The sequence below is a fragment of the Mesorhizobium sp. SARCC-RB16n genome (genome assembly GCF_008520305.1).
In the GTDB taxonomy this organism is placed as follows: domain Bacteria; phylum Pseudomonadota; class Alphaproteobacteria; order Rhizobiales; family Rhizobiaceae; genus Mesorhizobium.
The window spans coordinates 82,552-96,813 of record NZ_ML703276.1 but is presented as its reverse complement, the minus strand read 5'-3'; the positions used below and the strand labels follow the sequence as shown (position 1 = coordinate 96,813).

The window sequence follows — 14,262 nt, the reverse complement described above, 5'->3', positions numbered from 1 at the left end:
AATGCACCATCAAACCCTGGGATCAAACATCTAGCTACACAGTCTTGAATTGAGACTTCGTGTAGCTCGGACCCGGGGCGCATCAAAGCACTCCATGTTGCGCGAGAAGATGGTCCGTTTGAGACGTTCTGTAGTCGCGCGGCTGCCTAGTAGATAATTGACAAGAATGCTGCTGACCAGCTCACGTCCGCTGGACAGCCAACGCGGACAACACCTTCTACGGAGCTGAGCCATGCTGGCCCAAGCCGACACTTTTCTCCAGAGCGTCGACCAGAACTTCCGTCACGCCATTACCTTTCTTGACCTTCCGGAGGGACTGTCCGAGCGGATCATGCAATGCAACTCAACCTACACGGTCCGCTTCGGTGTTAGACTGCGCGGCCGCATGCACAGCTTTGTCGGCTGGCGATCGGTCCACAGCGAACATTGCGAGCCGGTCAAGGGTGGCATTCGCTTCGCCCCCGATGCCGATGCGGAAGAGGTGGAAGCGCTCGCGGCGCTAATGACCTTGAAATGCGCCTTGGTCGACGTGCCGTTCGGCGGCTCCAAGGGAGCGCTGAAGATAGATCCGCGGGAGTGGACGCCTCAGGAACTTGAGCGTATTACCCGGCGCTTCACTCAGGAACTCACCAAACGCGGCTTGATTGGGCCCGGACTCAACGTGCCTGCGCCGGATGTGGGCACCGGCGAGCGCGAAATGGCCTGGATGATGGATGAGTTCCGCCGCGCCAATCCCATGGACGTTGTCAACGCCCGTGCTTGCGTGACCGGCAAGCCGCTCTCGAAAGGTAGCATCGCTGGTCGGACCGAGGCAACAGGCCGCGGCGTGCAGTTTGCCATCCAGAACTACCTCCGCGACCTGCGAACGCCTGGGATTGGTGGCCGCCGGGTTCTCAAGGGCGCAAGTGTAGTTGTCCAAGGCTTTGGCAACGTCGGTTATCACGCCGCGAAGTTCCTCTCCGAGCAAGATGGTGCACGGATCACTGTCGTCGCGGAGCGAGATGGATTTGTCGCCAACCACGACGGGATTTCAGTGGAAGCCCTCAAACAACATCAGCTGAGTAGGGGCAGCGTGCTGGGTTTCGATGGCGCGAAGTCCTTTGCGGGCGACATGACCGGGATCGAAGAAGCATGTGACATTGTCATCCCAGCGGCCATGGAGAATGCCATTCATGGCGCAAACGCCGAGCGCATTAAAGCGCATCTCATCGTTGAAGCCGCCAACGGGCCAGTCACCTTCGAGGCAGATCGAATCGTGCGCGCTCGAGGCGCGACGATCCTGCCTGACCTCTATGTGAATGCCGGCGGCGTTGTTGTCAGCTACTTCGAATGGGTGAAGAACCTGACCCACATTCCGTTCGGCCTGATGGAACGACGCCGACGGGAGCACCGTAATCAGACTATTGCCACAGCTCTCGAGCGAATGACAGGTAAGCCGTTTCCCGCCGATATGCGCGATCAATTTCTGGAAGCTGGCGCCGAGATAGACCTTGTCCGCTCCGGCCTCGAAGACGTCATGCGCAGCACGTGGGAGAGCATTGCCGGCCTTCTTGAGGCACAGCCACAACTTGGCGACTACAGGACCGCTGCTTACGTCACGGCCATTCGCAGGGTTGCAGCTGCGTATGAGGCGATAGGTATCTGAGCACGTTGAGAAAGCCATTTCCTGCGCTATGGTCCGGCCGTCCCAGTTGGTTGCAACCCACGCGAGGCGTGCCCTCCCGGTGTCCTAGCCACCAGGCGAAGTCCTTAAGACGAGTTTCGCGGCCCATCGTTTCTGCGGATGAACGGCGATCTATCTGACGAGCGCTGTTTAGCCATTCTCGCCTCAAGCGGCTTACCCGCCGCTCCAGGATACATTCGATCGTGGATGCGACGGGCCAGGGAAACAGCTCGCTCGTGATCGCTCTCCAAATGGGTGCACACTGAAGTTCCAAGCTCCGTGACCGCAGTGCTTCGTTTAATTGAGACCCGAGCGCCCTTCAGCGGGCCAAGCCGCATGGCAGAATCTATATCGCTTACGATGCATATGGCGGCCCCGCAGCTATCCTCTATGGAGATCGCAGCGATGTCATGTTGATCAAGGACGTCGCGGAGGTTGTCGCGTTCTGCAAAGTTGGAGCATGATAGCACCGTTGCGTCCCGAGCGATTGTGACGGAAGGCACTTTAGCATGGCCTTTAACAGTCGTGCCTACAACGGCTCCTTCGCTGGTGAGCGATTTGCAAATGATGGTGACCGCCTGCTTCTCAGCGTAGTCCACTGCCCTGTAGTGTAGGACCTTTGCGCCATGTCGTGACATCTCTGCGACTCTGCGGTGACCGATCTCCGGTATCAGTTGTGCCCCTGAGACGAGATAAGGGTCTGCCGTGTAGACGCCCGGAACATCCGAGTAAATTTCGCAAGCGTGCTGTTCCAGCATGGAGGCGATTACGACAGCAGTTAGATCAGAGGAGTTTCTGCCGAGAAACGTTAATCTGCCAGCTTGGTCGATTGCCTGCGCGCCCGCAGCAATAACAACGTCGTTTTCTAGTAGAGCTGCACAGATTGGCTGAGGATCCGCACTTTTTATCGACGCGCTTCCGAAGTCTGAATTCGTGCGGATTCCAAGGGAATAGCCATTCAACGACGTCACCAGAACTCCTAGTCGGCCGACGGCGGCCTCCAGCAGGCAGGCGCTGAGCATCTCTCCGGTTGCCAGGGCCGCGTCTAGGTTTGACGGCGACGGTTGCTTGTTCACGTCGAGCATAACTGCTTTGAGCTTATCGGTTGCTCCCGACATCGCGCTGACTACGGCCACGATTTTCCTTTTCTCTGTCACCAGTCGGCCAGCTATGTGCCTCGCGACTCGATCGTATTCGGCAGGATGCACAAAGGTTGAGCCCCCGAATTTGAGAACAGTCGCGTCCATCTTCCACCATGCACGTTGGTTGCCAATCACAGATGCGGCGACTACTCGAAGTTTGCGGCGACCGCCGCTACTGAGCATCCGCCGCGTTCGCCATGTACGACATTTCTAGGTGCTTGCGCGGACTGACTTGTCCAGAATGTCGAGGCCGCGTTGAAGCGCAGGCCCATCTATCGTTAAAGGAGGAAGAAACTTGATGACCTGGTCCTCGGCGCCGCATCGTTCTACCACAAGCCCATTCTCGAAGGCCTTGCGGGCGATTTTTTCGGCCAAGTTACCCGTGCTGCAATCGAGCCCTAGCATCATGCCCCGTCCGCGCACGGAAAGGTTATGATCTCGACTGCATTGAGCGAGATGCTGAAGGTGCTCTTTCAGGATACGCCCGTTTTCGGCAACGCCTTCAGAAAGCTTTTCATTCGTCCAATATTTTCGCAAGGCGGCAGTCGCGGTCACGAGTGCCAAGTTGTTGCCTCGAAACGTTCCATTGTGTTCGCCCGGCCGCCACACGTCCAGTTCGGGCTTGAGCAGCAAAAGCGACAGCGGCAAACCGCTGCCGCTAAGGGACTTCGACAGAACCACTATATCAGGCGAGATATCCGCGAACTCGAAACTGAAGAAACTGCCCGTTCTGCCGCAGCCTGCCTGAATGTCATCCACAATCAGGACGATGTCGTCCTTTCTGCAGATACGCTCGATCGACTGCAACCACTCTTTGCTCGCAGGGTTGATGCCCCCTTCGCCCTGAACGGTTTCCAGAATGACCGCTGCAGGCAGGTCAACGCCACTGCTTGCATCAGCAAGCACCCTTTCCAGATATTCCGAGCTGTCAGTGTCGGCCCCCCAATATCCGTCATAGGGCATAAACACTGCGCCGGCTGAAGGAAGGCCTGCCGCGTCGCGGTAGTATCGATTACCGGTTATTGCGAGTGCGCCCAAGCTCACACCGTGAAAGCCGTTTGTGAAGGAAATTACACTGTGTCGGCCAGTGACCTTACGCGCCAGTTTCAGTGCGGCTTCTACGGCATTGGCTCCAGTGGGCCCAGGAAAGTGGAACTTGTATGTCAGGCCGCGAGGACGCAAAATAATCGCGCCAAAATCCTCCATGAATCGTCTTTTGGCTGATGTGGCCATGTCCAATCCATGGACGATTCCGTTCGATTTCAAGTATGCTATTGCCGCGTCTAGCAGATCGGGATCATTATGTCCGTAATTAAGGACGCCGGCACCTGATAGAAAATCGATAAACTCGGAGCCATTCTCGTCCTCGAGAATGGCACTTGCAGCTTTTCTGAACACGACGGGAAAGGAGCGAGAATATGAGCGTACATTAGATTCAAGTTCTTCGAACGAAGATAATGAGTTTGGACTATTGGCGCTCTCTTTGTTTATCATCTTCCTGAACCCGATTGAATTTTGTCGCTGGCGAACCACAATTAAACGACATGCTCGGTCCATACACCTACTTGGTTTGGTAGTATCGTCACCGGCCATGATGGAGTCGGTCGATAGGCGTGGTTCTGCCCCTCCGCCGAATGAAGGGACTGCAACACGGGCCAATGTCTTCGCACAGGTGCTGTGCTCGGTGATCGGATCAACACCGTAAACCAGTTCAACGACCATCCTCAACTGCAAGGCGCGGAATACATCGAAGCGACGTCAGACCGGATTCGTTGCCCCTCAGCCCAGGTCGAGATTTAGCAGTCCTGGACCGGGAAGAGATTGCGAGAACGAGATGGCCCAAACCACGCGGGCAATCGTAATCACACCGGTGGCCGCCGCAAGGCGCTAGTCGGAGATCGGCAAATCAGAGCCGATCAGGACGGCCGTCGTGCGGCGCAAGCTCACCACCAGCACGGCCCCCCATCATTCCCGCGGGCTACAGCCGCGTTCTGGTAGGCCACGCCCTGTGGCATTCTCTGCGGGTGGGGGAACGCTGGCACTATCTGCCGAGAAGACCACGGACGATTTGGCCGTCGCATCCGACGTCTGCTCGCATGCTCAGCGGTGTCCGGTTGAACAGCACCTATGTCAGGAAACTGACACACTGAGGCGCTGGTACTTCGAAATCGCCGTGGAAAACCACCGGTTTTGGCAGCGCCCTCCAATGGTCTTGGCGGCACGCCAATTGCTTGGGACATTATGAGCAATCCCAGGAGTAGCTTATGAAAGTAGCGGTAGTGACGAACAGCGATGTTACCGGCGTGATCAACCGGTTCGGCCAGTCTTATCCGCAGCCGCCGCAGCCTTGGCCGCAGGTTTCCTACTACGAACACTTGGTGGCGGCCGTGCAAGAGGACGGCCACGAGACGCTTCTGTGCCAAGGCGATAAAGGACTGCTCACTACGCTCGAGCGATTCATGCCGCCCGATGCGTTAGGCCGCCCTTCCGGAATCGTCTTTAACTTGGCCGAGGGGATTCAGGGCAAATATCGTTTCACGCACGTTCCGGCCATGCTGGAGATGGCCGGTGTTCCGTACACCGGATCAAGCCCGCTCGGGCATGCGCTTGCAGACGACAAGGTAATCAGCAAGACGCTAATCCGCGAATCGGGCGTTCCGACGCCGAACTTTCGCGTCATGAGTTGCGGCACCGAGAGCAGCGGCGATCTCCAATTCCCGGTGGTAGTGAAGCCACGTAATGAAGACAACAGCTTCGGATTGCAGCTCGTGCCTGAACCTGCTCAGTTGAGGCAGGCCGTGGAAGCGATCGCCATGCAGTATGCCCAGGATGCACTCGTAGAAGAATACATTGACGGGCGGGAAATCACAGTTTCGCTGCTAGGAAACGGAGAGCTTGAGGTTTTGCCTTTGGTGGAGCTCGATTTTGGGGATCACGAACCGCGTCTTATAACTTGGGAAGCGAAGTACATGCATAGGGGCGCGCCTCAGAAGATTTGCCCGGCGGAAATCGGGAGCAAACTTAGCACGGTGCTGCGGGATATTTCCGTTGCAGCTTTCCATGCCTGCCACTGCCAGGACTATGCTCGTGTCGACCTCCGGATCGACCGTTCTGGCCAACCCTTTATCTTAGAGGTTAACTCGATGCCAGGACTCGGTATGGACGGCCCCTATGTCCTGGCGGGGGCGATGGCGGGACACAGCTTCTCAAGTTTGGTCAATCGCATCGTCGACGTCGCCCACAACAGGTACTTTGGCGTTGGGATCTCTTAGGTTGAGCGAATCGAACGCGCGGCCCTCGGAAAGATTCGGACACCAATTTGCCTAGGAAATCGGCCGCGATTGCCGCGGCCAATTAGTCTCAAAGAGCTCCCCTCTCCGGGTGCTTCAACGAATTCGCGTCGGCTGACTCCGCGACAAGCATCTGCAGCCTTCGGGAGAACGACCAAGAGGCTCTTTATTGGCAGGACGAGATTGCTTCGTGGCATATCATCGGAAAAGCAGCGGGAAGAGCGATGCTAGCTTCTGACGTCTACACCCGTCCCACAGATGACCTCTATCGAATCTATGCTTGGCCTACGCCTTCCCAACGCCGAAGCCGCTCCGGACCGCCATTAGCGCATGTGTCAACTACTAGGTGCCGCAGTCGCGCTGCTGGCGCGGAGTTGTAGAAGCCATGTTGTTTCAGAAGTGAGGTGTCGGGATGAATGGCAGTGCGGCCACGTTGGAAGTCTCAAAGTACATCTGTGCGGCAAACGATCTGGCTCGCAAGTCTGGCCTCCACCTTACGATGGGTGATGATTTCGACGAGTATGTCGCGATTACCAGCACACTGCCCGGAAAGTATCCCACCTTTCCTAACTTCCGTCCGGATTGTTCCGACCTATCGCCGGAAAAGGCTTTTTGGATTATGGGACGTGACCAGGACGGAGGCATAGCGCATGTCCAGGCAACGCGTTTTGACGACCTTTCCAACACAACCCTTGCTCAGCACCTTGAGTCGCTGAGAGCCTGCTTTGCCGATCCCGGCCTGAAAGCCGGGCCCGGTTCATCGTGTAGTTGCTCCGCGCCGGCCGCCCGCAGCATAACGGGGCGCGTCGCATATCGCGGGGATGTGTGGCTGCGAGAAGACTTTAGAGGCCACGACCTAGCAGCGTGCCTTGGTCCCATCGCATTTGCTATCGCCTACCTTAGGTGGTCGCCGCACTTTATTTATGCGCTGGTTGCTGAGTGGTATATCCAAAAGGGCCTAGCCCATCAAAGCGGATATTTTCACCAAGAGCCGCACGGATCAATTTTGCGGTTGCCCGACCGGGGAATAGACGATAACGACTGGCTCGTTTGGCTGACCCGAGACGAACTGTTAAAGATGTCGGGGTTTGGTGTCGCGGACCAGAATAGATTGTCAGACAGCAAGGGTTCTAAGCTGACGCCTGAATACTAGATATGAAACTCTAGATCGTAAGCTGCTTTCCTACACAATTACTGTCCAATCAATTTGTAATGAACTGGCAAGGCTGCAAACCGGGTTCCTTTCGCGCTGTTGAAGACGGGACCATCTGACCTACACGGACTGCCGCGAGCGGCCGAGAGTCGCTCCGCACTCCTTCTTTCGCAAAAGCCACCAAAATTCTGCCAGAGGGGACACCTGTGACGCGCTAGGCTAGCGGCCCCGGTGCGACATTGAACGACCACGTCCCCACAAAGGAACTTTGCCGAGGTGAGCAACTTTTCCAGTCGGAGATTCTGAACATCGCGCACCTTCCGAGCAGCACGCCTAAGTGCTCGCAGGGTGCGACCGGACTTCGAAGCCTACCTAGATTGGTGGTTGAGCAGCTTGGAGTCATTTCTTAGATTTGTGGTAACGGGCCGCTGGGACACGGCGCAGCCACAAACGTCCATGCGGGATGGAAGCGAAGGAAAAACAGTATGGTTGGACAAGAGACGGGAACGTCAATCCAAGCGCCGTATGACTACTCACTGTCGACGCTAGAAGATTCGGGATGGTCATCGGTTGCTAGCCCGACAGTACTATCCGACCTCGAATTTGCAAACAATTACCGAGATGCAATGCGACCGGTCCTTCTCCGTAGTGCGTGCTCTGGTTGGAGCGCCTGCCTGCGCTGGTCACCTGAATATCTGGAACAAGTTGCTGGCGCACTTATTATACCGGTCAAGACGCTCGACGGCGGTGAAATTAAGGTCTCCTCCTGGAAGCTCTCGGATTACACGCGGTTCCTCCAGGAGCAGCCGGTACGCAAAGGCGAAGACTCACCGAGACCAACTGCAGTTCCGTATTGCCACGACATTCCACTTCTAACGCTTGTGGAGAGCCTGGCTGGGGATTGCCAACCCTTTCAAGTAAACTACCTTAGCCCGTGGTACCGCAAGCATTGGTGGCGTTATTCGCAGTTTTTCATGGGTCCGGCCGGTACGGTTACACCTCTTCACTTCGACACGCTCCTTACTCACAATTTGTTTTTCCAGATTTATGGCGCGAAACAGTTCACCATCCTTCCTCCACGTCAGGCTGCGTGCTGTGGGCGCCGTAGTTGGAGATGGTTTGATGTAGACCCTGAGCAACCGGACTACTTGCGCTTTCCGCAGTACCGGCATGCGACACCCGTCACCATCACCGTAAGGGCTGGCGACATGCTTTACATGCCGCCCGGAACGCTCCATCACGTTCGCAGCTTAACGACGTCGATCTCCTTCAATATCGACTTTCACACGGCGCAGAGCGTATTGGGGGCGTTAGCGGAGGCGGACAAAGGAATGCCGCGTGAGGTTGCTTATTACAATGCCATCTCTGCATTGGGAGTGATCACAAAGATGCCAGAAGACATTACGTTTCCGTTGTACAAGCCATACTTGAATTATGTAAGTTGACCCGCGAATGAATGACCGGGCGCGGGAGGCAATGCCGGCTTTCCCGGTGTGCCTCTTGTGATTGCCCCGGCTCCCCGTACCCTGGTCACACCGCCGGGGCGGCGGCAGTCTGATGCGGCTTGTGAGACAGGTTTTGGCGAGCGAGCCACTATTCTTCCGACGGGAATCCTTTGCCCCTGAGGGTGATTACCTCAATGCAGTATTGGCGCAGTAACAGGTGAGGACCGATCGACCATGGCAACAAGAGCTCTCATCTTGCTGGAGACCACGAGGAGCAATGGCGCGTTCTATGTCAAAGCGGCTCAGCGTCTTGGCTTGCATCCGATAATGCTGTCATCCGATCCAGATCGATACGGAATTTCTACCACCGAAGATCTCACTGTTGTTCGGGTAGATACAGGCAACATCAATGACTTAATCCTCCAATGTTCTCAGCTACGCGAGAGCTACGAGGTTGCTGGCATCACGAGCGCCACAGAGTCGTTCTACTCGACAGTCGGCAAGCTGTGCCGCTTTTTCGATCTACCGGGTCCGAACTCCGCGTCTGTTGAGCAATGCTGCGACAAACTTATTCAACGTAAGCTTCTGTCGGAGGCTGGCGTTCCTATCCCTGCTTATAGCATGGCGGCTAACGCGGCTGAAGTCAGAAGTTCAGCCGCAGAGATCGGCCTGCCGGTCATTCTTAAGCCATCGGTAGGCAGCGGTGGTCGGGGCGTCCGATTGTGCCGGGACGCCGATGAGGTGTCCGAACATGCGGCGTATCTGCTGGCGATGAAACATAATTGGCGCTCTTCGCCGGAGATGCTGGTCGAAGAATTCGCCCAAGGGACCCATTATTTCGCGGCCATAATGGGAGATGAGGTCCTTGGGATAGGCGCCGCCGAGTACGGTCCGCCACCGTATTTCGTCTTTCGGCGCTTGATCTTTCCGGCCGTCTTGACTGACGATGAACAGAACCGTCTCCGCGAAGCTTCAATGAACTGCTTGCGAGCTCTCGGACTTGGCTGGGGACCCACAAACATTGAGTTCCGATGGACGAAACACGGTCCTGTAGTCATTGAAGTCAATCCCCGTCTTGCCGGTGCCCCCGATCCCCAACTTCTACAGCTGGCATTCGGTGTCGATCTGTTCACCGAGCACATCAAGCTCGCTATCGGTGACGAATGGGATTTGCGCAAAAAGCATTCGCGTACCGCAATCGCGCAGTCCCTAATTGCGGATGGAGATGGCACTCTCGAATGGATCAGTGGCGACAGTCAGGCGGCTGCATTGCCAGGTATCGCCGAGGTCAGATTGTATGTTCAACCCCGGTGCCCGATCGTAAACAAGGGGGATAACCGCGACCGTATGGGATATGTGGTTGGCGTTTCACCGTGTCTCGCGCAGACCGAGGAGATAGTTCAACGTGCCATTGACTTGATCGGTTGGTCGATTACGCCATTTTCGACCGCTGGCGAAGAGGAACAATTTGGCGCCCCTGATTTTCCAGACTGATGAGAGGAAACCTTGCGGAAGCACTGGTGACTGCTTAAGCGTTCGCCGCGTCCCGATGGCACCAGATTCGGCCGGATCTGGGTCGGCAACCGCGCGCCGCCTCGGCGACAGCGGTGGACGACTGCTGGGAAGACCCGGTTTTATTGGGCACCTAGGCAAGGATGTTCCCCATAATGCGGACACGGCAGCGTTGGCGTGTGGCCGGCAAGAGTTTGTTAACGCTGCCTTTAGGCCCTCACAGGCACGGGCCGTGACGTTAGATTGCACAGCAACCTCGTAAAGACCGGATGTGCCTGCTGATGCCAGTTTTCACTCTATAATGCCGAAGCGTACTGCCTTCATTGCTGCGACTGTTCGGTTGGAGGCGTCCAATTTTCTCATGGCGTTCTTCAGGTGAAAATTTACGGTGTTCAAAGATATACGCATAATCATTCCTGTTTCCCAAGAGGATTTACCTCTTGATGCCCAAAGTATACATTCTTTTTCTCGCCGTGTGAGGTTGGGAACGTCCGCATACACTCGGGACCTGGCGAATTGCAAATGGAAATGAGAGGCGGCAAGCTGTAAATAGGCGATTGTTCCGTGTTGGAAGTCGCGGTTGCGAGGCTGAGCGAAGCTCATGATAGCAAAATGGCCGTCGGGCCCGTGCAATGGAACAGTGATCCCTGATGTCAGCCCGAACGCCGCCGCCTCGTCGAAAACATGGCGCTCCTCCCTCGTCGTGCTCGCATCGGTATACACTTCGCTCCACCGAAAGACACCCAATCGGGCCCGACTCGTTTTGACCGTCGGCTCTAGCTTGCCGTAGCCCATTTGGGAGCAGCGCTCCTGCCATTCAGTAGGATAGTTCAGCATGACCATCGGATCGTACTGTGGCGGCTCCAAACATCTCTGTTCTGCCGTGGGAGAGCCATAAGCAATCCATGGGTAATCGAACTTCATCGCGAAGGCTCTTAAGACGCCGAATAATAGCTCGGACCGGGCAGTACTATTGACGTGTTCAATAAATCGACCGAACTCCAGCGCAAACGCGTCGCGAGGGTCGCTGGACTGGAAGGGCATCGGATTTCCCTTCTTCGTGTTTTGAGCTCGTTGTATGCCTACAATACCGAGGCATCCTCCAAACACGAGCTTCAAAAATCATGCCAACTGCGAAAAGGATCTCGGGCATTTGTTACTGGGAATTAACAGGCTGAGGTCCAGGGGAGGCGGTTGAGAACACGCGTCGCGGAAACGACAAATGCAACAAGTGTCGGGGCTTTTTCTGCTTTCTGCCCGGATGCGAAGCGGTCTTCCCGAGCAGGCCGGATATCGGTATCCGCCAGGATTAGACACGCCGGAGTGGTCGGCTGCCTGTGCACCATCTCCGTGTCGGAAGCGAGCGGAAGGTGATCCCGCAGCCGCAACCGTGATACATCCTCTGGAAAAAGCACTTAATTGCCTTAGACATGCACCCTTTTGGTGGCCAGCGGCACAGCCGCGGTTCTCACCTGAAGCACTTACTAGGTTATGGTATGCACACGCCTAGGAATGGCAGCCGTTACCGGCCACCTTCAGCTTGTTAATGCCATTGGACGGAGGTGGGTGTGATCCTTGGTAAGGGCGGGATAGGAAGCGAGTGAAGCTGCGCAAGATGTAAGCGCGACCATCTACAGCAAGCAATGTTGCCGGCCCCAACTTGAAAGTAGTTGATTCCTTCTTTCTTATCGATCGTCCACCCGTCATGGCATTAGGCGCCGACGCAGCAGCGCTGACGACAGGAAGAACGGCAACACTGTGTAGATGCACAGCGCCCCGATATGCAGACCGACGCTGACGGCCGGGCGGCCAAGCATGGCCGGCCGAATGAGTTCGATCGAATGGGCAAGCGGCAAGAAGCCGCCTACCTGCTGAAAAACACGGGGCATTCGGCTGACCGGGAACAGAGCCCCCGATAGAAACAACATGGGTGTGATGACCAGCGTCTGATAAAAGACAACGTAGTCGTAACTGGGCGCAAGCGCCGTCACAACCATAGCCAGGCTCGCGAAGGCTAGGCCCGAAAGGGCAATAACTGGCAGCGCATAAAGAGCGGATGGCCAAGCCACTAAGCCCAACGCAGTGGCCACTATCATAATTCCTGTGCCGGCCAGAAAGGCCTTCGTGGCTGCCCACGCCAATTCACCCAGCACGATGTCGCCGAGCGTGAGCTGCGTGTGAAGGATTCCTTCCCAGGTCCGCTGCATTCGGCCGAAAGTTGCATAGATCGTTTCGAAAGTGGAGGAGGTCATCGCACTGGCAGCGACCATGCCGGCTGTCAAAAACGCGATGTACGGCGTGCCCTCGACGGGACCCACCATTATCCCGAGGCCAAAGCCGAGCCCGAACAGGGAGATCATAGGGTCGGCCAGATTCCCGATGAGCGACGCAAGCGCCACTTTCTTCCAGGCCAGGTAGTTACGGCGCCATACAGCGACCCAGTTCCAAGGGTTGGCCGGCAGAGCCGCCGCATAACCGTGACCCATCATCAGTTCTCCATCCCGCGCCCGGTCAGCCGCAGAAAAACGTCCTCCAAATTCGGTGGACGCTGCAGGAGACGCAGACCCGCGCGTCCTTGCAGTTGCATACGCACCTGCTCTGGATCGGGCCCATAGCAAAAAAGTGTCTCACCGCTCATCTCGATGCGCTGTACGAATGGCTCGATCATCGCACTCAGTTCATGCGGATCACCACCGTATATTTCGAGAACGTCGCACCCGATCTGCTCTTCGATCAGCGCGTGTGGTCGACCCTCAGCGATAATGCGCCCTCTCTCAAGAACGCAAAGGCGGTTGCACAGCCGCTCGGCCTCTTCCATAAAGTGCGTGGTCAAAATGATCGTCTTGCCCTGCGACAGGAGCTTGCGCAGTCTCTCCCAGATCAGGTGGCGCGCGTGCGGATCGAGGCCTGTGGTGGGTTCGTCCATGACAAGCAACTGCGGATCGTTAATCAGCGCTCGCGCGAGCGTCAGGCGGCGCTTCATGCCACCGGACAGCGCGCCTACGCGGGCATCAGCCTTGCTCTCGAGGCGGGCGAACTCAAGCAAGGATGGTACGACCGCTTTTAGCGCACGCGTGCTCATGCCGAAGTAGCGCCCGAACACCAACAGGTTCTCACGTACGGTGAACTCGAGATCAAGGTTATCGAACTGCGGGACGACTCCAATGCGTCCGCGTGCCAGGCGCGCGCGTGCTGGTACTGGCATGCCGAGCACCGTGATCTTGCCGGAATCAGGCGGGGTCATGCCGAGGAGCATACGCGTGATCGTGCTTTTGCCGGCCCCGTTCGGGCCCAACAGGCCGAAGCATTCTCCTGCCGCGACAGTGAACGACAGCCCGTTCACAACCAACTTGTTGCCGTACGACTTGCTCACGCCGTCAAGGTCGATTGCTAGCGTGGATATGTGCTTGTCTCCCTCTGCAGAAGGTAGTCGACCAGCCTCAGGTGGCCTGCATAAACTCGCGATCTCGCGAGGGAGAGAGGGGGAGGGCGCCCCGCTGACGGCCTCGGCTGACGAGTTGGCGTCGCCCTGCCAGAACGCGCTCACTCGCTTGGCCCCATCCCTAGCGTGCCGACCGTGTCCCGCGACGGCGGTCCACGCCTGTGGATCTGACGGGGCGGAGCCTCGCCTTGCTGCTCCTGTTCAAAGTGACAGAAGAGGCGTCGGTCCTCGTCATGGGCAATCACCCCGTCACGCATCACCTTCATGCCGTCCATGCGCATAGTGCCTCCTTTCTTGGAGCCCGCAGGCTATTCGGCCTTCCCAGAGTGATCGTCGCTGACTTCACTCAACCGCTCCGCCTCTGTTGTGTGTGGTCGCGAACGCCTCGTGGACCTCTGCTCGGTTCTCCACACCAGACAGAGCATCGCCAAGAAATACCCGACCTGAGCTAGCACGGCGCAGAGAGCCGTCTGAACGAGCGAACTGGTCAAGCAATAGGTCAACAAGGCGGAAGCCACCGATGCGCCGATCACGTGTATCAAGAAATGTGATGCCTCCATTCAGCCCTCCCGTCTGCCGGAATCCGATGCACCTGAAGCCGAACGGGACTTCCAA

12 protein-coding genes are annotated in these 14,262 nt (G+C 56.9%); 5 read left to right on the top strand and 7 right to left on the bottom strand.

The annotated features are described in order from the left end of the window. Positions 1–232 precede the first annotated feature (232 nt). A complete protein-coding gene (locus tag C7I87_RS22125; protein ID WP_188393934.1) occupies positions 233–1,645 on the top strand; it encodes a Glu/Leu/Phe/Val family dehydrogenase in 1,413 nt (470 codons plus the stop codon). Positions 1,646–1,749: 104 nt separating this feature from the next. Here the strand turns inward: C7I87_RS22125 and C7I87_RS22120 are convergent, their stop codons facing one another. Both C7I87_RS22120 and ectB read right to left on the bottom strand, forming a co-directional pair. Beyond that, a complete protein-coding gene (locus tag C7I87_RS22120; RefSeq protein WP_149906194.1) occupies positions 1,750–2,910 on the bottom strand; it encodes an amino acid kinase family protein in 1,161 nt (386 codons plus the stop codon). Positions 2,911–3,015: 105 nt separating this feature from the next. Beyond that, positions 3,016–4,299 (bottom strand): diaminobutyrate--2-oxoglutarate transaminase, encoded by a 1,284-nt coding sequence (gene ectB, locus C7I87_RS22115; RefSeq protein WP_188393936.1) that lies wholly within the window; start codon positions 4,297–4,299, stop codon positions 3,016–3,018. 770 nt (positions 4,300–5,069) lie between these two features. On the opposite strand from ectB, the gene C7I87_RS22110 reads away from it, so the two are divergent. The 4 genes from C7I87_RS22110 to C7I87_RS22095 all read left to right on the top strand — a co-directional run bounded on the left by C7I87_RS22110 (position 5,070) and on the right by C7I87_RS22095 (position 10,187). Next, the gene (locus C7I87_RS22110; RefSeq protein WP_149906193.1) at positions 5,070–6,077 is read left to right on the top strand and encodes a D-alanine--D-alanine ligase family protein; all 1,008 of its coding nucleotides are present in this window, start codon (positions 5,070–5,072) and stop codon (positions 6,075–6,077) included. A gap of 430 nt (positions 6,078–6,507) precedes the next feature. Beyond that, on the top strand, positions 6,508–7,248 hold the full coding sequence (locus C7I87_RS22105; RefSeq protein ID WP_149906192.1) for a hypothetical protein: 741 nt from the start codon (positions 6,508–6,510) through the stop codon (positions 7,246–7,248). 485 nt (positions 7,249–7,733) lie between these two features. Next, positions 7,734–8,693 (top strand): cupin-like domain-containing protein, encoded by a 960-nt coding sequence (locus C7I87_RS22100; protein WP_149906191.1) that lies wholly within the window; start codon positions 7,734–7,736, stop codon positions 8,691–8,693. Positions 8,694–8,927: 234 nt separating this feature from the next. Then, the gene (locus C7I87_RS22095; protein WP_149906190.1) at positions 8,928–10,187 is read left to right on the top strand and encodes an ATP-grasp domain-containing protein; all 1,260 of its coding nucleotides are present in this window, start codon (positions 8,928–8,930) and stop codon (positions 10,185–10,187) included. Positions 10,188–10,496: 309 nt separating this feature from the next. Here the strand turns inward: C7I87_RS22095 and C7I87_RS22090 are convergent, their stop codons facing one another. From C7I87_RS22090 to C7I87_RS36795, 5 genes are all read right to left on the bottom strand, one after another. Then, positions 10,497–11,249, bottom strand: a complete 753-nt coding sequence (locus tag C7I87_RS22090) for a helix-turn-helix transcriptional regulator (RefSeq protein ID WP_149906189.1) — start codon at positions 11,247–11,249, stop codon at positions 10,497–10,499. Between the two features lie 659 nt (positions 11,250–11,908). Further along, positions 11,909–12,691, bottom strand: coding sequence for an ABC transporter permease (locus C7I87_RS22085; RefSeq protein WP_149906208.1), 783 nt, complete (start codon positions 12,689–12,691; stop codon positions 11,909–11,911). A gap of 2 nt (positions 12,692–12,693) precedes the next feature. Continuing rightward, a complete protein-coding gene (nodI, locus tag C7I87_RS22080) occupies positions 12,694–13,608 on the bottom strand; it encodes a nodulation factor ABC transporter ATP-binding protein NodI (protein ID WP_149906207.1) in 915 nt (304 codons plus the stop codon). Between the two features lie 140 nt (positions 13,609–13,748). Further along, positions 13,749–13,922, bottom strand: coding sequence for a hypothetical protein (locus C7I87_RS35315; protein ID WP_188393933.1), 174 nt, complete (start codon positions 13,920–13,922; stop codon positions 13,749–13,751). Between the two features lie 33 nt (positions 13,923–13,955). Continuing rightward, the gene (locus tag C7I87_RS36795; protein WP_149906188.1) at positions 13,956–14,207 is read right to left on the bottom strand and encodes an exopolysaccharide production repressor protein; all 252 of its coding nucleotides are present in this window, start codon (positions 14,205–14,207) and stop codon (positions 13,956–13,958) included. Positions 14,208–14,262 lie beyond the last annotated feature (55 nt).

Coding starts and splice junctions, on each gene's coding strand:
- C7I87_RS22125 (WP_188393934.1), top strand. CDS start 233: ATGCTGGCCCAAGCCGACACTTTTCTCCAGAGCGTCGACCAGAACTTC.
- C7I87_RS22120 (WP_149906194.1), bottom strand. CDS start 2,910: ATGGACGCGACTGTTCTCAAATTCGGGGGCTCAACCTTTGTGCATCCT.
- ectB (WP_188393936.1), bottom strand. CDS start 4,299: ATGATAAACAAAGAGAGCGCCAATAGTCCAAACTCATTATCTTCGTTC.
- C7I87_RS22110 (WP_149906193.1), top strand. CDS start 5,070: ATGAAAGTAGCGGTAGTGACGAACAGCGATGTTACCGGCGTGATCAAC.
- C7I87_RS22105 (WP_149906192.1), top strand. CDS start 6,508: ATGAATGGCAGTGCGGCCACGTTGGAAGTCTCAAAGTACATCTGTGCG.
- C7I87_RS22100 (WP_149906191.1), top strand. CDS start 7,734: ATGGTTGGACAAGAGACGGGAACGTCAATCCAAGCGCCGTATGACTAC.
- C7I87_RS22095 (WP_149906190.1), top strand. CDS start 8,928: ATGGCAACAAGAGCTCTCATCTTGCTGGAGACCACGAGGAGCAATGGC.
- C7I87_RS22090 (WP_149906189.1), bottom strand. CDS start 11,249: ATGCCCTTCCAGTCCAGCGACCCTCGCGACGCGTTTGCGCTGGAGTTC.
- C7I87_RS22085 (WP_149906208.1), bottom strand. CDS start 12,691: ATGGGTCACGGTTATGCGGCGGCTCTGCCGGCCAACCCTTGGAACTGG.
- C7I87_RS35315 (WP_188393933.1), bottom strand. CDS start 13,922: ATGGACGGCATGAAGGTGATGCGTGACGGGGTGATTGCCCATGACGAG.
- C7I87_RS36795 (WP_149906188.1), bottom strand. CDS start 14,207: ATGGAGGCATCACATTTCTTGATACACGTGATCGGCGCATCGGTGGCT.